This window comes from Kribbella capetownensis (genome assembly GCF_004331485.1).
In the GTDB taxonomy this organism is placed as follows: domain Bacteria; phylum Actinomycetota; class Actinomycetes; order Propionibacteriales; family Kribbellaceae; genus Kribbella; species Kribbella capetownensis.
In genome coordinates this window covers 920,905-941,186 of the sequence record NZ_SJKD01000002.1, presented here as the reverse complement: position 1 = coordinate 941,186, position 20,282 = coordinate 920,905, and the positions used below count along the sequence as shown (strand labels likewise).

At 68.2% G+C, this 20,282-nt stretch carries 17 protein-coding genes; 5 read left to right on the top strand and 12 right to left on the bottom strand.

Translation table 11 applies throughout. The features are described from left to right. The first annotated feature begins 119 nt into the window (after positions 1 to 119). Positions 120 to 1,301, top strand: coding sequence for a quinolinate synthase NadA (nadA, locus tag E0H75_RS14750; protein WP_131514046.1), 1,182 nt, complete (start codon positions 120 to 122; stop codon positions 1,299 to 1,301). On the opposite strand, the gene E0H75_RS14745 is transcribed toward nadA, so the two are convergent. From E0H75_RS14745 to E0H75_RS14725, 5 genes are all read right to left on the bottom strand, one after another. Further along, positions 1,298 to 2,485, bottom strand: coding sequence for a glycosyltransferase family 4 protein (locus tag E0H75_RS14745; RefSeq protein ID WP_131514045.1), 1,188 nt, complete (start codon positions 2,483 to 2,485; stop codon positions 1,298 to 1,300). The genes nadA and E0H75_RS14745 overlap by 4 nt on opposite strands. Beyond that, on the bottom strand, positions 2,485 to 2,901 hold the full coding sequence (locus tag E0H75_RS14740) for an FAD synthase family protein (protein WP_131350933.1): 417 nt from the start codon (positions 2,899 to 2,901) through the stop codon (positions 2,485 to 2,487). The genes E0H75_RS14745 and E0H75_RS14740 overlap by 1 nt, the downstream gene beginning before the upstream one ends. Further along, positions 2,901 to 3,629: a CDP-alcohol phosphatidyltransferase family protein gene (locus E0H75_RS14735; protein WP_131514044.1), complete on the bottom strand. Its 729-nt coding sequence runs from the start codon at positions 3,627 to 3,629 to the stop codon at positions 2,901 to 2,903. The genes E0H75_RS14740 and E0H75_RS14735 overlap by 1 nt, the downstream gene beginning before the upstream one ends. Further along, positions 3,626 to 4,051 carry an adenylyltransferase/cytidyltransferase family protein gene (locus E0H75_RS14730; RefSeq protein WP_238163014.1) on the bottom strand — a complete coding sequence of 142 codons (426 nt, stop codon included), beginning with the start codon at positions 4,049 to 4,051 and terminating at the stop codon, positions 3,626 to 3,628. The genes E0H75_RS14735 and E0H75_RS14730 overlap by 4 nt, the downstream gene beginning before the upstream one ends. A 97-nt stretch (positions 4,052 to 4,148) precedes the next feature. Next, on the bottom strand, positions 4,149 to 5,351 hold the full coding sequence (locus E0H75_RS14725; RefSeq protein ID WP_238163024.1) for a glycosyltransferase family 4 protein: 1,203 nt from the start codon (positions 5,349 to 5,351) through the stop codon (positions 4,149 to 4,151). A gap of 142 nt (positions 5,352 to 5,493) precedes the next feature. On the opposite strand from E0H75_RS14725, the gene E0H75_RS14720 reads away from it, so the two are divergent. Then, positions 5,494 to 7,116: a right-handed parallel beta-helix repeat-containing protein gene (locus E0H75_RS14720; protein WP_238163013.1), complete on the top strand. Its 1,623-nt coding sequence runs from the start codon at positions 5,494 to 5,496 to the stop codon at positions 7,114 to 7,116. A 187-nt stretch (positions 7,117 to 7,303) separates the two neighbouring features. Next, positions 7,304 to 8,974 carry a right-handed parallel beta-helix repeat-containing protein gene (locus E0H75_RS14715; RefSeq protein WP_131514041.1) on the top strand — a complete coding sequence of 557 codons (1,671 nt, stop codon included), beginning with the start codon at positions 7,304 to 7,306 and terminating at the stop codon, positions 8,972 to 8,974. A gap of 306 nt (positions 8,975 to 9,280) precedes the next feature. Here the strand turns inward: E0H75_RS14715 and E0H75_RS14710 are convergent, their stop codons facing one another. From E0H75_RS14710 to E0H75_RS14685, 6 genes are all read right to left on the bottom strand, one after another. After that, a complete protein-coding gene (locus tag E0H75_RS14710; RefSeq protein WP_131514040.1) occupies positions 9,281 to 10,657 on the bottom strand; it encodes a mannitol dehydrogenase family protein in 1,377 nt (458 codons plus the stop codon). 16 nt (positions 10,658 to 10,673) lie between these two features. After that, entirely contained in the window at positions 10,674 to 11,510 is an 837-nt protein-coding gene (locus tag E0H75_RS14705; protein ID WP_131514039.1) for an ABC transporter permease, read from the bottom strand. Further along, the gene (locus E0H75_RS14700; protein ID WP_131350912.1) at positions 11,507 to 12,391 is read right to left on the bottom strand and encodes an ABC transporter permease; all 885 of its coding nucleotides are present in this window, start codon (positions 12,389 to 12,391) and stop codon (positions 11,507 to 11,509) included. Before E0H75_RS14700 ends, E0H75_RS14705 begins: the two co-directional genes overlap by 4 nt. Continuing rightward, a complete protein-coding gene (locus tag E0H75_RS14695; RefSeq protein WP_131514038.1) occupies positions 12,388 to 13,476 on the bottom strand; it encodes an ABC transporter ATP-binding protein in 1,089 nt (362 codons plus the stop codon). The genes E0H75_RS14700 and E0H75_RS14695 overlap by 4 nt, the downstream gene beginning before the upstream one ends. Next, the gene (locus E0H75_RS14690) at positions 13,473 to 14,702 is read right to left on the bottom strand and encodes an ABC transporter substrate-binding protein (RefSeq protein ID WP_131514037.1); all 1,230 of its coding nucleotides are present in this window, start codon (positions 14,700 to 14,702) and stop codon (positions 13,473 to 13,475) included. The genes E0H75_RS14695 and E0H75_RS14690 overlap by 4 nt, the downstream gene beginning before the upstream one ends. A 70-nt stretch (positions 14,703 to 14,772) precedes the next feature. Continuing rightward, positions 14,773 to 15,762, bottom strand: a complete 990-nt coding sequence (locus tag E0H75_RS14685; RefSeq protein WP_131514036.1) for a LacI family DNA-binding transcriptional regulator — start codon at positions 15,760 to 15,762, stop codon at positions 14,773 to 14,775. Between the two features lie 183 nt (positions 15,763 to 15,945). Between E0H75_RS14685 and uxaC the strand changes: the two genes are divergently transcribed. Both uxaC and E0H75_RS14675 read left to right on the top strand, forming a co-directional pair. Then, positions 15,946 to 17,352 (top strand): glucuronate isomerase, encoded by a 1,407-nt coding sequence (uxaC, locus tag E0H75_RS14680; protein WP_131514035.1) that lies wholly within the window; start codon positions 15,946 to 15,948, stop codon positions 17,350 to 17,352. A 68-nt stretch (positions 17,353 to 17,420) separates the two neighbouring features. Continuing rightward, the gene (locus E0H75_RS14675; RefSeq protein WP_131514034.1) at positions 17,421 to 18,953 is read left to right on the top strand and encodes a right-handed parallel beta-helix repeat-containing protein; all 1,533 of its coding nucleotides are present in this window, start codon (positions 17,421 to 17,423) and stop codon (positions 18,951 to 18,953) included. A 9-nt stretch (positions 18,954 to 18,962) separates the two neighbouring features. On the opposite strand, the gene E0H75_RS14670 is transcribed toward E0H75_RS14675, so the two are convergent. Beyond that, positions 18,963 to 20,276 carry an O-antigen ligase family protein gene (locus E0H75_RS14670; protein ID WP_238163012.1) on the bottom strand — a complete coding sequence of 438 codons (1,314 nt, stop codon included), beginning with the start codon at positions 20,274 to 20,276 and terminating at the stop codon, positions 18,963 to 18,965. Positions 20,277 to 20,282: the final 6 nt, after the last annotated feature.

Below are 20,282 nucleotides of genomic sequence, written 5' to 3'. Positions count from 1 at the left end.
CCCCGAGCCATTGAGAGACAGCCAGCATGAAAGCCATACCCGCCCTGCTCGCACATGGCTTCGATCTATCACGTCAAAGCCACGACTGAAAGGTAGGGCGGCATGACACGATGTTTGACGTGACGACGATCGCGGACGGCCCGAAGTCCCTCCCGCTGCTGTTCCTGGGCCAGAGCACCGACCCCCACTCCGAGCGCGGCGTCGAGTGTCCCGGCGCCCTGCCGCCCGCCTCCGACCCGGATCTGGTCGAGCGCGCGCTGAAGGCCAAGGCGACCCTCGGCGACCAGGTGTTCGTGCTCGGGCATCACTACCAGCGCGACGAGGTGATCCAGTTCGCGGACGTCACCGGTGACTCGTTCAAGCTCGCCCGCGACGCAGCGGCCCGGCCGGACGCGCCGTACATCGTGTTCTGCGGTGTGCACTTCATGGCCGAGTCCGCCGACATCCTGACCAACGACCAGCAGACCGTGATCCTGCCGGACCTCGCGGCCGGCTGCTCGATGGCGGACATGGCCAGGATCCAGCAGGTCGAGGCGGCTTGGGACGCGCTCGCCGACGCCGGCGTCGCGGACGTGACTGTGCCGGTGACGTACATGAACTCGAGCGCCGACATCAAGGCCTTCTGTGGCCGCAACGGCGGAGCGGTCTGTACGTCGAGCAACGCGGACACCGCGCTCGAGTGGGCGTTCGAGCAGGGCGAGAAGGTGCTGTTCCTGCCCGACCAGCACCTCGGGCGGAACACCGCCGTACTGAAGATGGGCATCTCGCTCGACGAGTGCGTGGTGTACGACCCGCACAAGCCGGGCGGCGGGCTGACCCGTGAGCAACTGGCCGCGGCGAAGATGATCCTGTGGCGCGGACACTGCTCGGTGCACGGCCGGTTCACCGCCGCGTCGGTCGACGACGTACGGGCGCGCGTCCCTGGGGTGAACGTGATCGTCCACCCCGAGTGCCGGCACGACGTCGTGGTGAAGGCTGACCTGGTCGGCTCGACGGAGTACATCATCCAGACCCTGGAGACGGCCGAGCCTGGTACGTCGTGGGCAGTGGGCACCGAACTCAACCTGGTGCAGCGGCTGGCCAAGCAGCACACCGACAAGAACATCGTGTTCCTGGACAAGACGGTCTGCTACTGCGCCACGATGAACCGGATCGATCTGCCGCACTTCGTCTGGGCGCTGGAGAACCTGGTCGCCGGCCACGTGGTCAACCCGATCACGGTCGACGCCGACACCGAGAAGTACGCCAAGCTGGCCCTCGACCGCATGCTCGCTCTCCCGGGTAAGACCGCCCAGGACTAGGACGAAACGCGGGCCGGGGCGTACCACTTGGCCAGCAGATCGGGGAGCCGGTCCGGCCCCCAGCGGTCGACTGGAGTGATGCGGCCTTTGAGGGATGCGAGGCCCTTGGCGAGCTCACCGACCACGTCGCCGCGCCAGGAGACGACGGCGCCATCCTCAGGGCCGACGATGACTGATGGGCCACCGCGGTCGAGGCAGACGACCGGACAGCCGGAGGCCAGGGCTTCGGTGACGGCCCAGCCGGCGGCCTCGCGGAGAGCCGGAGCGAGCAGCGCGTCGGCGCGGAACATTGCTGCCAGGACGTCCTCGCGCGGCAGCTGACCCATGAACTCAACCCGGTCACGGACGCCCAGCTCCTCGGCCAGGTGCTCAGCGCGTCCCCAGTCCGGACCGTCGCCGATGATCCGCAGTTCCCAGTTCGCTGCCTCCGGACGCGCCAGCGCGCTGATCCCGAGCAACACGCCCTTCCACGGGATCAGCCGGCCGACGAACAGTGCTGTCTTCACCCCGGGCGCACCGAACGGCTCGTATGGCCCGGAGGCGGTGAACCGCCGGATCGCGACGTTCGGCTGCACCACGATCTCGCGCGCGTACGGGCGGAAGACCTCGGCCACGTCCTTGTTCTGGGCAACCATCAGGTCGGCCTTCTGGGCCAGCTTCCGGCCGGTCAGGCGACGGCGGATGCCGGTGTAAGTACGCCGTACCAGCTCGGCGGCCACGCCGCGCGGCCCGAGCCAGTGCGCCATCGACAGCGGCGCGGTCGTCGATCCGCCGACGGGTCCCCAGATCACCTTCGCGGACGACTCCTCCACCACGCCGGCCTGCATCCAGTCGACCGCGAAGGTCAGATGGTGGATGACTTCGAACGAGTGCTCCGCATGCAACCGCCGCGCCGTACGCCGGGCCAGGCCCTGCCACAGCGGGTAGTACCAGTACACGTCGGCCGGCCGGCGACGCAGCCGCAGGACCCACTTCGGCAGCTCCAGCGGTACGACGGTCAGCGCCGGCACCGGCCGGATCGCGAGCTCCTCGGCGATCTCGTGGGCGAACTTGCCCCGAGTGAGCAGCCAGACGTCGTGGTCGCGCGCCGCGGCCTTCGCCCAGGCCCAGCCCGCACCCGGCTCCGACCCGCCCTTGGGCCGGCACGCGTACGCGCTGAGCAGGACCTTCGGCCGGGTCGGCATCAGCCCATCCCCTCCAGCAACCTGCGCAGATCCGTGCTCGAGGTGGACGCGGTGTACGGGAAGTAGTGCACCGACGCACCGACCTCACCGAGCAGCCGCTCCAGCCGGGTCCCCTTCTCGGTGCCCTTCCAGTCGTCGCCCTTGAACAGGACGTCGTACCGCAGTTGCTTCCACATCTCGAACTTGTCGCTGGACCAGTCGCTGACCACCTCGTCGACCAGGCCGATCGCCCGGACGACCTCCATCCGCTCGTCGTGCGGGACCACCGGCGGCCGGCCCTTGATCCGCGCCACCACGTCGTCCTCGACCACACCGGCGATCAGGTGGTCGCAGTGCTCCCGGGCCCGGCGCAGGATGTTCAGGTGGCCGATGTGGAACATGTCGTACACACCGGGCGCGTAGCCGACGATCCCCATCAGCCCACCCCCGGCTGCAAGGTAGCCATCTCGCGGTACCACTTGGCGATCGCGGCCGCCAGGAAGACCAGGTTGGCCGCGAGCAGAGCGCCGTACAGCACGATGAACAGCGACGGGGTGCCGAAGGCCAGGAAGACCAGGCACAGCACGCCGTAGTCGGTCGGTGCGATGAGCAACGACTTGACCACCGAGTCGCCGCGCTGGTTGGGCTGCTGGGTCGCACCGTGGCGCCGGCGCAGCTGGTCGATCAGGATCAGGCCGAAGAACAGCACCGACGACATGCAGACGTAGCCGAGCGGGATCAGCAGCAGCGATTCGTTGCTGAAGGCATCGAAGCGGTAGAACGAGATGAGTACCGCGCTGTGCAGCAGGACGATCTTGACCGCGTCGATCATGTGGTCCAGCCACTCGCCCAGCGGTGATCCGCCACCGCGCAGCCGGGCCAGCTGGCCGTCCGCCGAGTCGAGGCCGTAGCCGAGCACGAGCAGCGCCGTCACGATCAGCGCGAGGCCGAGCGACGGACGGACCGTCGCGACCAGCACAATGCCGATCAACGAGCAGAAGCCGGACGCGAGGCTCACCTGGTTCGGCGTACGGCGGCCGAGGAACGCAGCGGCCGCGAAGACCCGGCCGATCCGCCGGTTGACGAAGCGTGAGTACGCCGGCGTCCCGGCGGACGGCTTCTGCGCCCGGGAGAGCTGACCGACAACCTCACCCAGCGCGGTCATGCGACGGAACTGCGCGACTGCCGCTGGTCGATGGCGGCGCGCAGGATCGGGCTGCGGGATCCGCGACCGGCCGGCAGGACGCTGACCAACTCGTCCGGTATCCCGTCGAGTTCGTCCACGCCGAGCACGCCGTCGGTACCACTCGCAGCGAACACGGTCTGTACTCCTACTACCCCGGTCAGCCAGTCGGGCCGTACGCCGTCCACCACGACGACCTCGTCGACACAGCGCAGGTGCTCGATGATCTGGATGCGTTCCGGTAGCGGCACGAACGGCCGCGCACCCCACGCGTCCATCGCCCACTCGTCGGTCAGCACCCCCACGACCAGCCGGTCACAGCCCTGCCCGGCCCGTCCGAGCACGTCGAGGTGCCCGACGTGGAACAGGTCGAAGACTCCGGCCAGAAATCCGATCCGCGACAAACTCTGATCCCCCAGTGGCTCCGCACAGGAGCCTTCTCTCGATGAGCTTCGACGGCCCGACACGACGCGTCCCCCCGCGTCAGCGGCACTATACCGGTCAGTCACGGTCCGCCCAGCGTCCCCGTCGCGTCCGCCCGCCGTCGGCGTGCCGCGCGATCGCATCGGTGTAGATCCTCTCCGTGGCCGCGAGGTCGCGCTCCGGGGTGAAGCGGTTGAGATAGACCTGCCGGGCTCGTTCGCCGAAGGCTATCGAAGTCCGGGGATCGGTCACCAACCCCAGGGCCTTGCGCAGCCCTTCCGGGTCACCGGGCTCGGTCAGCGCGCCGGTCTCGCCGTCGTCCACCAGTTCGGCCAGCGCCCCGAGCCGGGACGCGACCACCGGCACTCCGTGCGCGAACGCCTCCACCACCACGAGTCCGAAGCTCTCATACGAGCGCGCCGGTACGACGGCGGCACGCGCGGACCGCAGTACTTCCATGCTGTCGGCCCAGGGAAGTTGACCAAGCACCTGAATCGACAGGTCCTCGCGGGCGCGCTGCTCGGCCTCCGCGCGGAGCGAGCCGTCGCCGACGACGATCAGCTTCCCGAGCGAGGAATCCCACGCCCGCAACAGATCCGCGAACCCCTTGTCGTCCTCGAGGCGGCCGAGGAAGACGACCGCATCGCCGGCACCGCTGCGAACCTGCCCGGAGTGCGGGACGGCATGCGGCTTCACCACGAACAGCTCGGGATCGAAGCCGCCGGCGACGTACCGATCACGGACGAACTCCGACGGCGCGACCAGAGTGGTCACGTACCGCTGCCAGGTGTGCAAGGTGTTGTGGACGCCGATGCTCGTGGCCAGTGGCAACGTCTGCACGCGCGACTCGCGGTAGCAGCTGTGCGCCACGCCGGCCCACGGAAGCTTGCCGACACAGGACTCGCACGGCTTGCCGTCACGCTGCAGGACTGCGTTCGCGCACATCAGCCGGAAGTTGTGCAGCGTCGCCACGACTGGCAGGCCCAGCCGGTACGCCGCTCGCAGTACCGACGGACTGAACAGCGGGAACGTGTTGTGCACGTGCACGACATCGGGCCGATTTTCCTGCAATAGAAGTGTTAAATCGCGTTCGGCCGAAAATGACCATACGGAGCGGAACGGTAACAGCGCGCGATCTTTTCGGCTCATCGCGGCGATATCGTCGCTGTTCCGCACGTACAGGTCGACCTCATGTCCTGAGTTACGCAACAAATCAACCGTTTGCGCGACAACGGTGTTCTCGCCACTGGGTTGACCGGTCCGGTAACGGTTGTGCAACATGGCGACCCGCATGGCACTACCTTAAGTCTCGCGGTGGCTACACCTGGTTTCAGGGACCGCAACCCCGGAGGATGCATTGAGGAAGTTGTGGTTCGCAGCGCTTATCGCTGCTGCGCTGGCAGTCGTTACGATCGCGCTCCCGGTGATCGCCAACGAGAACAACGCGACAACCGCCGCCAAGTCACATCCGGCGCGCGACACAGCCGCTTCCGGTGTGCTCCCCTCACACCGCGCGCCCAAGCCGAAGGCGACCCATCCGGCGACGTCGTCGCCGACGGCCACCACCAAGCCGCCGTCGAAGAAGCCCACCACGCAACCCAAGCCGCCGACCACCGAGCCGACCTCCCCCACCGGCCCGTCGGTCCCCACCGCGGACGAGGGTGACGCCGGCCCGGCCTTCGCCGGTCCCTGCAGCGGCGTCGTGATCAAGCCTGGTGACGACGCCCAGTCGATCGTCAACGCCAAGCCCGCCGGGACGACGTTCTGCTTCGCGGCCGGTCTGCACCGGATCTCCGACACGATCCGGCCGAAGGCGAACATGACGCTGGCCAGCGCGGCTCGCGCCGTACTGACCGGATCCGTCCCACTGACCGGGTGGACGAAGTCCGGCTCGGCCTGGGTGGTCCGTGGCGCACTGCCGGCGGCGTACGGCGCGAGTGGGCAGTGTGAGGACAACGTCGCGAACATCTGCCACCTGCGTGAGCAGTTGTTCCTCGACGGCACGCACCTGACCCGGGTCGGCAACACCTCCAAGGTCGCGCCGGGCACGTTCTACGCCGACTACGGCGCGAACGCGATCTACCTCGGCGATGACCCCACCGGCCACTCGGTGGAGATGTCGAAGACATCGACCGCGATCGAGTCCGGGTCGACCGGTGTCGAGGTCCGCGGGCTCACCATCGAGCACTTCGCCAGCGCGCCGCAGGCCGGTGCCCTGGTCTCCGGCCCGGGCTGGAAGGTCACGGCGAACGACGTCCGCTGGAACCACGCCGTCGGCGTGATGCTGGTCAAGGCGAACAAGACCGAGGTCGAGAAGAACCTGATCCGCAACAACGGCCAGCTCGGCCTCGGGCAGTACAGCTCGGCCGACGCGACCGTGACGCGGAACGTGATCAGCTCGAACAACACCGACGGCTTCTGGATCGCCGACTGGGAGTCCGGCGGGATCAAGTCGACCCGCTCGTCCGGCACCGTCAGCGGCAACCTGATCAAGGCCAACCGGGGCGTGGGCATGTGGGCCGACGTCGCCGACGACGGCCGGGTGATCAGCTCCAACCAGATCGTCGGGAACGCCGCCGACGGGATCCGCTACGAGATCAGCCGGAACGGGACGATCGAGAAGAACACGATCACCAACAACGGCTTCGGCACCGGGCGCGGTTCGGGTACGTCGCTGTGGGACGGCGGCGGGATCAACATCAACACCTCGTCCGGCGTCACCGTCCGCGGCAACGTGGTCAAGGGCAACGTCAACGGGATCGCGATCCAGTCCCGGACCCGCGGCACCGGCCCGTGGGGCACGTACCTGCTGCGCGACATCAGCATCACCGGCAACACGATCGAGATGACCAGCGGCACCCAGAGCACCGGCATCGTGAAGAACACCGGTGCCGAGGTGCCGGCCGGCGAGGTCGTGTTCAGCGGCAACAAGTACGTCCTCGACGCCCTCGGCGCCAAGCGCTTCTCGATGTTCGGCAGCAAACTCACCTCCGACGGCTGGCAGAAAGCCGGCCTCGACCTGGTAGGCAGCTTCCTCGCCAACTGAGCCGGGCGGAACGCTTGCCCATTGCAAGCAGTCGGGCGATTGCCTATTGCAACGGGATTGTGGCTGGGTGCAACAAAATATGCGGCAGAATGTGTTGCAATAACTACCTGACGTAGTAGTCTGCTGTCTCGAAGCCGCGCCATGGGGGGTGCGCCCAGGATCCACCTGTGCCCCCGGAGGCTCCGCAATGAAGACAGCTGCCGCAGTTGTGGCGACCGTTGCAGTCGGCACCTTCGCCGTGACGACAGCCTTGCCCGCACACAGCGAGCCCGGCGACAACGTCTTGGCGCAAGGCGAGTTCAGCCTGGCGCCGCAGACTCTGTTGCCCGCGGCATCCTCGGACAGCCTGTTGCCTGCGGCACCGTCTGACGATCCGCTCCATGCTGTCCTGCCCGGAGTGCAGCCGACGCCGCCGCCACCGAATCTGCCCACGACGCCGCCCTCCGCGGACGCGGCGTTCCCATCGGGACCATCGCAAGCGCCCAAGTGCGACGGGGTCACGATCAAGCAGGGCCAGGACGCCGCGAAGATCGTGGACGACGCACCGACCGGTACGACGTTCTGCTTCACGGCCGGCTGGCACCGGATCACGCAGACCATCCACCCGAAGGCCGACCAGGTCCTGGCCAGCGATCAGGGCGCCGTACTGACCGGGTCAGTCCCGCTGACCAAGTGGACCGCGTCGCACGGCGACTGGGTGACCACGGGAGTCCTGCCACCGGCGTACCCGCAGACCGGGCAGTGCGAGGACAACGTCGCGAACCTCTGCTACCTGCGCGAGCAGGTCTTCCTGAACAGCAAACACCTGACCCGAGTGGCCTCCCGGGAGAAGGTTGCTCCCGGCACCTTCTACGCCGACTACGCGGCGAACGCCGTCTACCTCGGTGACGACCCGCACGGCCGGTCGGTCGAGATGTCGAAGACCGAGACCGCGATCCAGTCGACAGCCGGCGGCGTGACCGTACGCGGGCTGACGATCGAGCACTTCGCGACGCCGCCGCAAAGTGGCGCGGTCGTGCTCGGCCTGGGCTGGAAGGTGATCGCCAACGACATCCGCTGGAACCACGCGGTCGGCGTGATGCTGGTGAACGCCGACGGCGCCGTCCTGGAGAAGAACTTCATCCACTCCAACGGCCAGCTCGGCATCGGGCAGTACAGCACCCTCAAAGGCACGATCTCGGCGAACGAGGTGAGCTACAACAACACCGACGGCTTCTGGATCGCGGACTGGGAGTCGGGCGGGATCAAAACCACCTGGTCCAGCGGCGGTTGGGTCACCGGCAACCTGATCAAGCTGAACCGGGGCGTCGGGTTGTGGAGCGACGCGTACGACGACGGCCGGACCTTCAACGCCAATCAGATTGTCGACAATGCGGCGGACGGGATCCGGTACGAGATCGGCCGCAACGGCGTGATCGAGAAGAACGCGATCAGCGGCAACGGTCTCGGCACCGGCCGCGGTTCGGGTACGTCGCTGTGGGACGGCGGCGGGATCAACATCAACACGTCGTCGAACGTCCAGGTCCGTGACAACGTGGTCGCCGACAACGTGAACGGCATCTCGATCCAGTCCCGCACCCGCGGCTCCGGCCCGTGGGGACTCAACGTCCTCCGCGACATCGTTGTCTCCAGCAACCAGGTGACGATGCGCGGCGGGACGACCGCGACCGGCATGGTGCAGAACGCCGGCGCGGCCATCCCGCTGGGCGAGGTGACGCTGGACAAGAACACCTACATCCTGGACAGCCTGACCGCCGACCGGTTCCAGCAGACCGGCGAGTGGTACAGCGCCCAGGAGTGGCGCAAAACCGGTCAGGACACCACGAGCACCTTCACGACCCGGAGATCAGCCCGCTGACCCTTCACCCTCCGGTCACCCCCTCGGGTCACCCCCTGCGGTCACCCCCTCGGGTCATTTGAGGGGAGAACCTCTCAATTGCGCCCTTCTTCCCCGGTATTTCTAGGGGAGAAGGGGTAAGGCCGGGGGTTATCCGCTTAAATGATCCGCGGCGGGTGGTGGGCGGCGGGTGGTGGGCGGCGGCGGCGGTGGGCGGCGGGTGGCGGGTGGTGGGCGGCGGGCGGTGGGCGGTGGGCGGCGGGCGGCGGGTGGCGTGCGGCGGGCGGCGGGTGGTGGGGAGTGGGCGGGAGCGGTGAGTGGGCGGGGTCAGGTTGTCAGGGAGCTGACGTGGTCGACCAGCAGTTCGCGGAAGACGGTCGAGTCGCGCAGGTCGGGGGTGAACACCGAGTCGACACCGAGCAGCGCGTCGACGACCGCGGCCGGCTCGCAGACTCCCGCCAGCGCAGCCTTCAACCGGTCGGATTGTGGATCGTCGACAATCGGCGTCTTCAGCACGTAGACCATCCAGGCAGCGACGGCCAGCGAGATCACCCGAGGCTCGGCACCAGCATTCAGCCGGTCGCGCACCGTCCCGAGCATCCGGACCGGTAGCTTCACCGACCCGTCCATCGCGACCTGCGTGGTCCGATGCTTCAACGCCGGATTCGCGAACCGCTCGAGGACCGACGCGCCGTACTCGGTCAGATCCAGCCCGTCCGGCGCCTTCAGCGTCGGTACGACGTCCTCCACCATCAGCTCACGTGCCAGCGCCGACAGCTCCTCGTCCCGCACCGCCTCGGCGATGGTTTCGTAGCCGCGCAACGCACCGAGGTAGGCAAGCATCGAGTGCGTGGCGTTGAGCATCCGCAGCTTGGCCTGCTCCCACGGCGCCACGTCCCCGGTGAGGACTGCCCCACCGCGCTCCCACGCCGGCCGGTCCCCCGCGAAGTCGTCCTCGATCACCCACTGCAGGAACGGCTCCGCGACCACAACCGCCTGGTCCCGTACGCCGAGCAGCCGGGCCGCCTCGTCACGGTCGGCGTCGGTAGTCGCCGGCACGATCCGGTCGACCATGCTGGCCGGGAACCGGGTCGCCTCGAAGACCTCGGGAACCTTGCCCAGGGCCTCGAAGTAGTCCGTCACCAGCTTCCGCAGGAACGGACCGTTGGCCACCAGGTTGTCGCACGACACGATCGTCAACGGCTCGTCCCGGCGCGCCAGGGCGGCCGCGAGCTGCCCGACCACCGTGCGCGGCGGGCGGCCGGTCAGGTCGGCCTGGATCTCGGGATCGTCCAGGTCGAGGCCGTGACCGGCCGCGCGGTACCCCTTCTCGGTCACCGTCAGCGTGACCACGGACACCGCGGGATCCGCGATCCGTGCCACCACAGCGTCGGGATCCTCCGGGGCGGTCAGGACCACACGGATGCTGCCGATCACCTGCACTGACGGATCGCCCGGTCCACGCTCCAGAACGGAGTACAGACCGTCCTGCGGTGCCAGCTGGTCGCGGACCTTGCCCGAGCGTTGGCTCACCCCGGTGATCCCCCACCGCGTGTCGCCGGCTGCAAGCGCGGCCCGCTCGGTGACCACGGCCTGGTGGGCGCGATGGAACGCCCCCAGCCCGAGATGGACGATGCCGACCGACAGCGCCCGCGGATCGACCGCGGGGGCGACGGGGAGGTTGGTGAGACTCAGCCTGCTCAAGCGAGCACCTCAGCTTTCATTCGGGTTCTTCCTTCACACGGGCGACGAGCTGTGTGGGGTTGACGAAGCGCAGCGCGACCACGAGCAGCACCAGCATCATCGCCGTGTACATGACTGCCATCGCGTCGACCGACTGCTGGGCGCGGATCCCGGCCGCCGACATCGAGTAGTACAGCGCGACCACCAGTGTCTGTGAGTCCGGACCGGCGGTGAGGAAGGTCAGCTCGAACATCCCCACGGTACGGACCAGCACCAAGATCGCTGAGGCCAGCAGGCCCGGCACGAGCAGCGGTGCGAGGATCCGCAGGAACACCGCGCGGGTGTTCGCCCCGAGCATCCGGGCCGCGCTCTCGATCTTCGGATCCACCTGCTCGATGAACGGCGTCATGGTCAGGATCACGAACGGCACCGACGGCACCAGGTTCGCCAGCACCACGCCGGACAGATGACCCGCGAAGCCGAACTTGTACAGCACGGTCGCGAGCGGGATGCCGTACGTGATCGGTGGCATCAGGATCGGTAGCAGGAAGGTCAGGTACACCAGCCGCTTGCCCGGAAAGTCCTGCCGGGCCAGCACGTACGCCGCCGGAGCGCCGACGAGGACCGAGAGTACGACGACCAGCCCCGAGGCGATCAGGGTCACGGAGATGACCTGCAACAACCCGAACTCGTGCCATGCGTCGCCGTACCACTGGGTGGTGAAGCCGTCCGGGACCCAGGTGTCGAACCAGCGGCGGCCGAACGAGCTGACCAGCACCGACCCGACCACACCGGCCAGGTTGACGAAGAAGAAGACCACCACGGCCCAGATGAGCCAGGCGGTCGGCGTCGCCTTGAGGGCTCGCGTGCTCATCCCTTGCCTCCTGTCGATCCGGTGTAGAGCCGCGACCGCCACAGCAGCACGATCGCCACCACGACCAACTCGACCACGCCCATGATCATCGCGATCGCCGAGGCGTAGGCGTAGTCGTACTGCTCGTACGCCGCCTGGTACGCGGCCAGCGAGATCACCCGGGTCGATCCGGCCGGGTTACCGACCAGCACCGCCGACGGGAAGACCGAGAACGCGAGGACGAACGTGAGCAGGAACGTCGTCGCCAGCCCGGGAGCCAGCAGCGGCAGCGTGATCCGGCGGAACCGCTGCGCCCGGGACGCGCCCAGTGTCGCCGCGGCCCGCTCGAGGGTGGGGTCGATCCCGCTCAGGTACGACAGCACCAGCAGGAACGCGAACGGGAAGCCGGTGATGATGAGCGAGAAGAACACGCCCCAGTAGTTGTTGGTCAGCCGGATCGGGTCGTCGATCAGATGGACGGCCATCAGAATCCGGTTGAACCAGCCGGTCGGGCCGAGATAGTTCAGCAGGCCCTGCGCCGTCAGCACCGTGCCGAGCGTGATCGGTACGACGAGCACCGTCGTGAGCAGCCGCTTGCCGCGGAACCGGCCACGCATCCGGAACGCGATCGGCACCGCGGCGAGCACATTCAGCAGGGCCGCAGGCAGCGCGATCTTCAGCGTGGTGGCGATCGTGTCGCGCTGATAGGCGTCGTTGAAGAACTTCTGATAGTTGGCCAGCGCCCCGCCGCCCTTCAGCGGCTGGAACGACAGGCTCAGCCCGTACAGGAACGGGTAGATGAAGAGCAGCAGCACGAAGACGGTGGCCGGCAGCAACAACCAGAGCCGCCGGTCGACGCCGCGCTCGGCCAGCCGGTGCTGCCAGCTCGCGGTCTGGCTCATACCGCGAGCCCCGCAGTCACCAGCTCCGCCGCGGGACGGTCGGACGCGTACACCAGCAGCCGGGTCGGGTCGATGGCAACCGACACCGACTCACCGGCCTGGACCTTGCGTTCAGTCCGGGCGTGGAGACGCGTACCGTCCTCCAGCACGACCTCCACCGCGAGCTCGCGGCCCTGGTACTCGACCACCTCGACGAGACCCTTCAGGCCTTCGTTGCCGAGCTTCACGTCCTCAGGCCGCACGGCCACGACCACGTCCTCACCGGCCGCGACCGTACCTTGCGCCACGCCGTCGATCGTCGTACCGCCGAGTGGGACTGTCACGACCTCGCCGGCCACGCTCTGCGCCGCGAGAGGCAGCAGGTTGCGGTAGCCCATGAAGTCGGCGACATGCCAGGTGGTCGGCGTCGTGTGGACCTCCTCGGGCGTGCCGATCTGTTGCACCCGGCCCTCCCGCATCACAACCAGGCGGTCGGCCATGCTGAGCGCCTCCTCCTGGTCGTGCGTGACGTAGACCGTGGTCAGGCCGAGCGACTGGTGCAGCCGACGAATCTCGGTCCGCATCTCCAACCGGAGCTTGGCATCCAAGTTGCTGAGCGGCTCGTCCATCAGGACCAGCGACGGCTCGAGCACAGTCGCCCGGGCGATCGCGACGCGTTGCTGCTGACCACCGGACAGCTGTCCGGGCAGCTTGCTCGCGTGCTCCTCGAGCCGGACCATCTCGATCGCCGCGGTCGTCCGGCGCCGTACCTCGTCCTTCGGCAGTCGGCGCATGCGCAGACCGAAGGCGATGTTGTCGCGAACGGTCAAATGCGGGAAGAGCGCGTAGTTCTGGAAGACCATGCCGAAGCCGCGCTTCTCCGGCGGCAGCGTGTCGATCCGCTGCTCGTCCTGCCAGATGCTGCCGGCAGTCAGCGGCAGCAACCCGGCCAGGCAGTTCAGCGCGGTCGACTTGCCGCAACCGGACGGGCCGAGCAGGGCGATGAACTCGCCCCGCTCGATCGTCAGGTCCAGCCCGGCCAGCGCGTCCGCCGTCCCGAAGCGGCGGCCGACGCCTTCGAGCCGGAGTTGGCCGAATCCACTCACGACTTCTTCACCTTGCTGCCGCCGACCTCCCGGTCCCACTTGTCGAACGCCGCGACCAGGCCCTTCGCGTCCAGCGGCACCTCGTTCGGATTGTCGGCAATCAACTTGTCGTATTCCGGCCGGCCGAACTCGGTGATCGCGTCCTGACTCTCCTGCGGCGCGTTCGACAGGTCGACACCCTTGATCGCCGGACCCGGGTAGAAGTAGCCCTTGTCGTAGGCCTTAGCCTGCTGCTCCGGCGTCAGCATGAACTGCAGCAACTGCAGGATCGCGGCCTGCTTGTCGGTCGAGACCCCCTTCGGTACGACGGCGTAGTGCGCGTCGGTGACCCAGTGGAAGCCCTTCAGCGGGGTGATCGCGGCCTCCTTCGGCACGGTGCCGAGGACGCGCGGGTTGATGTCCCAGCCCGTCGTACTGGCGATGATGCTGGCCGAACCGTTGGCCAGCGCCTTCATCGTGTCCGCCGTACCGGACGGGTAGAAGTCGACGTACTGGTTGAGCTCCTTGAGGTAGGCCCAGGTCTTGTCCCAGCCGTTGACCGGGTCCTTCGGGTCCTTGTCGCCGAGGATGTACGGCAGGCCCATCAGGAAGGTGCGGCCGGGGCCGGAGTTGGCCGGGCGTGCGTACATGACCTTGCCCTTGTTGGCCTTCGCGAACGCGAGCAGCTCCTCGGCGGACTTCGGCGGCGACGGGACCTTGGCCGGCAGGTACTCCAGCAGCGGGCCGGACGGGTAGTAGGTGACGGTGACGCCGACGTTGCCGGCCAGCTCCTGCATCTTCGCGGCCGGCTCGAGGTAGTCCTTCATGCCGGGCAGCCGATCGGCGTACTTCGGCAGCAGGTCCATCCACAGGCCCTGCTCCGCGCCGGCCGCGAGGCCGTCGGTGCCGGTCAGCACCAGGTCGATGTCGACCCGGCCGGCGTCCTGCTGGGCCTTGATCTTGCCGGACAGCTCGGGCGCCGGACCTTTGGAGTAGGTGACCTTGGAGATCACGTCGGAGTGCTGCTTGACGAAGTCGTCGATCATTGGCTGGGTCAGCTGCAGGTTCCCGGCCACGTCGAGAATGTTCAGCGTCACCGCCTTCGAGGGCTTGTCCGGCGCGTCGCCGGAACTGTCGCCGGACGACTGGTTGGGGCTTGTCGGGGCTCCACACGCGGCCAGTACGGCGAGCAGGCCGACGACGGCTGTGCGGCGGACGCGACGGCCGGTTCTGCGCTGCAGGGGCATCGGGTCTATCTCCTCTGGATCAAAGGCGGGCCCGGCGTGGTGCCGGGATTGATCGGCTCAGGGCGGCAGATCAGGGGCTTGCCGCGGGACCCGTGGAGTCACGGACGATCAGCTCGCCGTGCAGGGTGCCGCGGGTGTCGACGGTGCTGTCCGGGTCGTCGAGCAGGGCCAGCAGGAGCTCGACCGCGATCCGGCCGGCCTCCTGTTTGGGCAGCCGGACCGTGGTCAGCGCCGGCCGGGCCATCCGGGACATCGCGATGTCGTCGACGCCGACCACGCTCAGGTCGCCCGGAACCGAGATCCCCCGTGCGTGCAACCGGGCCAGCAGCCCGATCGCGACCAGGTCGTTGTAGGTGATGACAGCGGTGGCGCCGGAGGCGACGACCTGGTCCGCCGCCGCCATGCCACCTTCGTACGTCGGCCCGAAGTGACCGACCCGGCTCAGCTCGACACCGTGGTCGGCGACGGCGTTCTCGAGGCCGATGCCGCGGTGCTGGGTCGACCACGACGTGACCGGTCCACCGACCCAGGCGAGCCGGCGGTGGCCGAGGGCAACGAGGTGGGCGACGGCCTGCCGCATCCCTTCCTCGTTGTCGTAGGTGATGCCGGGGATGCCCTCGGCGGTGCGGTTGACCAGGACGACGTTCGTGTCCTGGGCGATCGCGGACAGGTCGGCGTCACCGGATCGTGGTGAACACAGGATCAGCCCGTCGACCTGCTTGGACAGCGCCCGGACCAGGCCGACCTCCGCGGTCACGTCCTCGTCGGTGTCCGCGACGAACACGGCGGTGTCGGACCGGCGGGCGCGTGCCTGCACACCCTTCGTGACGCTGGCGAAGAAGGGGTTCGCCAGGTCCGGGACGACCAGGCCGATGTTGCCGGTGCGGCCGGTGATGAGACCGCGGGCAGCACGGTTCGGCTGGTAGCCGAGTTGCTCGACCGCGGCCGCGACTCGGACCCGGGTCGCGGCGTTGACCATCTCCGGCATCGACAGCGCGCGGGACACGGTGGACGGCGACACGCCTGCCAGCCGCGCCACGTCACGGATCGTCGCAGGCATGGTCACCTCCTCAGGTCGGCCTCGCGGTCGCAGTCTGCAATCGGTTTCACTCTTGTGTCAAGAGTTCACCCACGGTCGATTGAGGGTCGTTGAGATTCGCCTTGTGGACAAGGGCTTGTGTGGACTCATGCGCACTGCAATCCTTTGCAGTACCTGTTTCAGCCCACTCATCCCGGAGGACCCATGCCGAAGGCCCTGCAGCCTCATCCGGACCGCGCCCTACCCGCCGGCGAGGCGCGCGACGTCGCCCGGCGGATCCACGCGTCGACGAAGGATCTGCCGTTGCTGTGCCTGCACGGGCACGTCGACATCGGGCTGTTCGCGACCGACGCGCCGTTCGGCAACCCGGCCGAGCTGCTGGTCGTCCCGGACCACTACGTCACCCGGATGCTGATCTCCCAGGGCATCTCCCCCGACCGCCTCGGCCTCCCCCGCCGCGACGGCACCGCGCCCGCCGACCCGCGCGACGTCTGGCGGGAGTTCTGCGCGAACTGGCACCTGTTCCTCGGTACGCCGAGCCGGTACTGGCTGGAGCACGAGTTCGCCGAGGTCCTCGGCGTGACCACGCATCCGTCGGCCGAGGCCGCGGACGAGCTGTACGACCAGATCTCCGCCCGGATCGCCGAGCCCGAGTTCCGGCCGCGAGCCCTGCTCGACCGATTCGGGATCGAGCTGATCTCGACCACCGACGCCGCGACCGACGACCTCGCCCAGCACGCGAAGCTCGCCGCGGACCTGCCCGGTCGAGTCGTCCCGACCTTCCGTCCCGACGCCCTCGTCCACCTCGACCGCCCGGGGTGGAGTGTGCTCGCGTCGCGGCTCGGAGAGTTGGCCAACGTCGACACCGCGACGTACGACGGGTTCCTGGCGGCGATCCGGCAGCGGCGGCAAGCGTTCGTCGAGGCGGGTGCGCGGGCGACCGACCACGGCCACTACAGTGCGGCGGCGATCCCGCTGACCGATGCCGAGGCGGCGCGGATCTACACGAGTGCGTTGAAGGGTGATGTGTCGGCGGAGGACGCGAACGCGTTCGCCGGGCACATGCTGTACCAGTCGGCGGTGATGTCGGCTGAGGACGGGCTGGTGATGCAGCTGCACCCGGGCGTTCTGCGTGACCACGATCCGGCGATCCACGCGGCGTACGGGCCGGACCAGGGGCACGACATTCCGGTGGCGACCGAGTTCACCCGGTCGCTGCGGCCGTTGCTCGAGCGGTTCGGACACGCTGCTGGTTTCCGGTTGGTGCTGTTCACTGTCGACGAGACTGTGTACTCACGGGAGCTTGCACCGCTCGCCGGTGTGTATCCGGCGGTGCGGCTCGGCGCTCCGTGGTGGTTCCTGGACAGCCCGGATGGCATGCGGCGGTTCCGCGAGCTGGTGACGGAGACGGCCGGGTTCTACAACATGTCCGGTTTCGTCGACGACACCCGGGCGTTCCTGTCGATCCCGGCCCGGCACGACCTGGCCCGGCGGATCGACGCCGGTTATCTGGCCAACCTCGTCGTACAGCACCGCCTCGACGAGGACGACGCGTTCCAGGTGGCCAAGGACCTCGCCTACAACCTCGCCCGGGATACCTACCTCAGCTGACACTTGTCACCCCACCTCCGGGTAGTCTCCTCCAGATCTGTTCGCCGGGGGTGGGTGAAGGGCTGTTGATGAGGCGTCGTGGTGTTGTGGCGGGTGGCGCCGTACTGGTGCTGCTGCTGGCCGGGTGCTCTGCGGGTGATGGGAACTCAGCCAAGCCGTCTGTGGCGGCGCCCACGGTGACGGTGCCTACTGCCCCGCCGGCGGCCGCTGCTGTCGAGCTCGGGCCGACGGGACCTGGTACGGCTAAGGCGTGTGTGGGGACCGCGATCCCGGTGGGGGCGGATCCGCAGAAGGTGATCGACGCGGCGCCGGAAGGTACGACGTTCTGCTTCGCGAAGGGTGTGCATCGGATCAGCCGGGCGATCCGGCCGCGGGCCGGTGACACGCTGGCCGGTGGGAAGGGCGTCGTACTGACTGGGTCTGTCGCGCTGAGTGGGTGGCAGCGGGACGGCGATCGGTGGGTGGTGCGTGGTGTACTGCCGGCGGCGTACCCGCTGAAGGGCCAGTGCGAGGACAACAAGGCGAAGCCGTGCCAGCGCGGTGAGCAGGTGTTCGTCGACGGGAAGCATCTGACGCGGGTGATGAGCCTCGGCGAGTTGAAGCCTGGGACGTTCTTCGGGGACTACGCCTCGAACGCCGTGTACGTCGGTGACGATCCGGACGGCCGTACGCTCGAGATGTCGCGGACGCCGACTGCGATCGAGAAGTCGGCAGACGACGTCACCGTGACCGGTTTGACGATCGAGCACTTCGCCAGCCTGCCGCAGGATGGTGCGATCCAGGTCGGGCCCGGGTGGAAGGTGGTCTCGAACGAGGTCCGCTGGAACCACGCGGTCGGGATCATGGTGATCGAGGGCGACCGGGCCGAGCTGAGCCGGAACACGGTCGCGGACAACGGGCAGCTCGGGATCGGGCAGTACAAGTCCGAGGGCGTCCGGATCAGCGCGAACCTGGTCACCCGGAACAACACCGACGGGTTCTGGATCGCCGACTGGGAGTCCGGTGGGATCAAGTCGACCCGGTCGTCGGGCGAGGTGTCGGGCAACGACATCGTCGACAACCGGGGCATCGGGATGTGGAGCGACATTGCGGAGTACGACCGGATGATCAGCGGGAACCGGATCCGCGGGAACGCGGCGGACGGGATCCGGTACGAGATCAGCTACCAGGCGGTGATCGAGCAGAACGTTGTCGAGAGCAACGGGAATGGAACCGGGCGCGGATCCGGTGGGAGCCTGTGGGACGGCGGCGGGATCAACGTGAACACGTCCGCCGGGGTGCAGGTCCGCGGCAACCTGGTCAAGGACAACCGCAACGGCATCTCGATCCAGTCCCGCACCAGGGGTGACGGGCCGCGGGGTACGTACGTCCTCCACGATGTCACCATCGAAGGCAACCTCGTGGTCATGCAGGACGCGACCTCCAGCACCGGCGTCGTCGAGAACAAGGGCTCCCCCACCCGCCCCGGCGCGATCTCCTTCCGCCACAACAGCTACCAGATCGGCGGCAAGTCCGCCGACCGCTTCGCCTACCAGGGCAAAACCCTCACCTGGCCCCAATGGCAGGAAGCCGGCTTCGACCAGGACTCAGTGAGCAGTTAGTGTCCCGACTCAGGACACTTGAGCTCTCGCCTGGGTTCGGGATCTGTGGCGGATTCGGTCGGCGTCGCAGATGGCGGCGGCGACCAACAGGTGCACTGTCATGGAGCTGAGGTCGGAGAGGCCGCTTTCGTTGAGGGAGGCGGCGGTGACGTAGCCGAGGAGGAGGGCTCCGCAGGCCCGGATGTACGGCGTGGGGGCGCGGAGGACCGAGACCCACGCGAGGATGAGAGCGATCGCGACGATCGTGACCGCGAGCAGACCGGTCTCCCAGTACAGGCCGAGCCAACTGTTGTCGATCGCCATCACGTCGATGTCGCCCTCGCCGCGCCGCAGCAGCACCCGCTTGTTGCCGAGGCCGTGACCGATGATCGCGGTCTGGATCGACACCTTCTCGTCCAGCACCGCCTGCCAACTCGTCGTACGCCCACTGAGCGAACTGATCTGCTGCGTCCCCTGCCCGCGCAACACCCACGTGTGCAGCGATCCGATGGTCAGGAACGCGATCCCGATCAGTCCCGGCACCGCCAGACTCGCGATCCGCCCGGCCCACGTCTTCCGGGTGATGATCAACGCGATCACCAGCCCGAACGCGATCGCCGCCGCCGACGTACGGGTCCGGCTCGCCGCCACCAGTACGACGCCCAGCCCCATCACCCCGACCGACGGGATCATCGACAGCTTCCGGCACAGCAGCCCGAGCAGCGCCAGCCCGAACAGGATCGCGCCGACCTCACCGACCCGCGGCGGCAGCATCGGGATGATGACACCCTGCAGGCGATATCCGGCGCCGAGCGAACTCAGCGGCCGCCACGCCTGACTGGGCGCGTACGCCAGACTCGCCACGACCGTGCCCGCCAGCAACACATGCGCCCACAGATGCGCCCGCACCAACCGCTCCGGCACCTGCACCAGCGGCCGCCAGAGCAGGAACACCAGGATGAGCCCGATCATGAACCGCGCCAACCGGGTCAACGGTCCGAGCGGCTCAGCCAGCAGGAACGCCGTGGCGACGGCGAACATCACGTAGAGCACGTACATGGTGCTCGCCGGATTCACCCGAGTCCGGAACCCGGGCTTGGTCGCAGCCATCGCGATCAGGAAGATCGCCCCGAGCAACAGCCCCTTCATCACACTGTTCGTCGACCCGGTGGTCCCCTGCGGCGCCGCGACTCGCGACGACCACGGCTGCACGCCGAGCACGAACAAGCACCACAACACCAGCCAGAACCAGGCCGGCTTCTGGATCTCCCCGTCGACCGTGCCCGGCACCGGCGGCGCCAGACGGGTCCCACCGGAACGGTAGGCGGTCGCGGATCGCATCATGACCAC

What these genes read in the sequence shown, in the direction of transcription:
- E0H75_RS14670 (WP_238163012.1), bottom strand. Translation starts at nt 20,276, where the DNA reads ATGATGCGATCCGCGACCGCCTACCGTTCCGGTGGGACCCGTCTGGCG.
- E0H75_RS14690 (WP_131514037.1), bottom strand. Translation starts at nt 14,702, where the DNA reads ATGCCCCTGCAGCGCAGAACCGGCCGTCGCGTCCGCCGCACAGCCGTC.
- E0H75_RS14675 (WP_131514034.1), top strand. Translation starts at nt 17,421, where the DNA reads ATGAGGCGTCGTGGTGTTGTGGCGGGTGGCGCCGTACTGGTGCTGCTG.
- E0H75_RS14725 (WP_238163024.1), bottom strand. Translation starts at nt 5,351, where the DNA reads ATGTTGCACAACCGTTACCGGACCGGTCAACCCAGTGGCGAGAACACC.
- E0H75_RS14715 (WP_131514041.1), top strand. Translation starts at nt 7,304, where the DNA reads ATGAAGACAGCTGCCGCAGTTGTGGCGACCGTTGCAGTCGGCACCTTC.
- E0H75_RS14735 (WP_131514044.1), bottom strand. Translation starts at nt 3,629, where the DNA reads ATGACCGCGCTGGGTGAGGTTGTCGGTCAGCTCTCCCGGGCGCAGAAG.
- E0H75_RS14685 (WP_131514036.1), bottom strand. Translation starts at nt 15,762, where the DNA reads ATGCCTGCGACGATCCGTGACGTGGCGCGGCTGGCAGGCGTGTCGCCG.
- E0H75_RS14705 (WP_131514039.1), bottom strand. Translation starts at nt 11,510, where the DNA reads ATGAGCACGCGAGCCCTCAAGGCGACGCCGACCGCCTGGCTCATCTGG.
- E0H75_RS14740 (WP_131350933.1), bottom strand. Translation starts at nt 2,901, where the DNA reads ATGGGGATCGTCGGCTACGCGCCCGGTGTGTACGACATGTTCCACATC.
- uxaC (WP_131514035.1), top strand. Translation starts at nt 15,946, where the DNA reads ATGCCGAAGGCCCTGCAGCCTCATCCGGACCGCGCCCTACCCGCCGGC.
- E0H75_RS14745 (WP_131514045.1), bottom strand. Translation starts at nt 2,485, where the DNA reads ATGCCGACCCGGCCGAAGGTCCTGCTCAGCGCGTACGCGTGCCGGCCC.
- E0H75_RS14700 (WP_131350912.1), bottom strand. Translation starts at nt 12,391, where the DNA reads ATGAGCCAGACCGCGAGCTGGCAGCACCGGCTGGCCGAGCGCGGCGTC.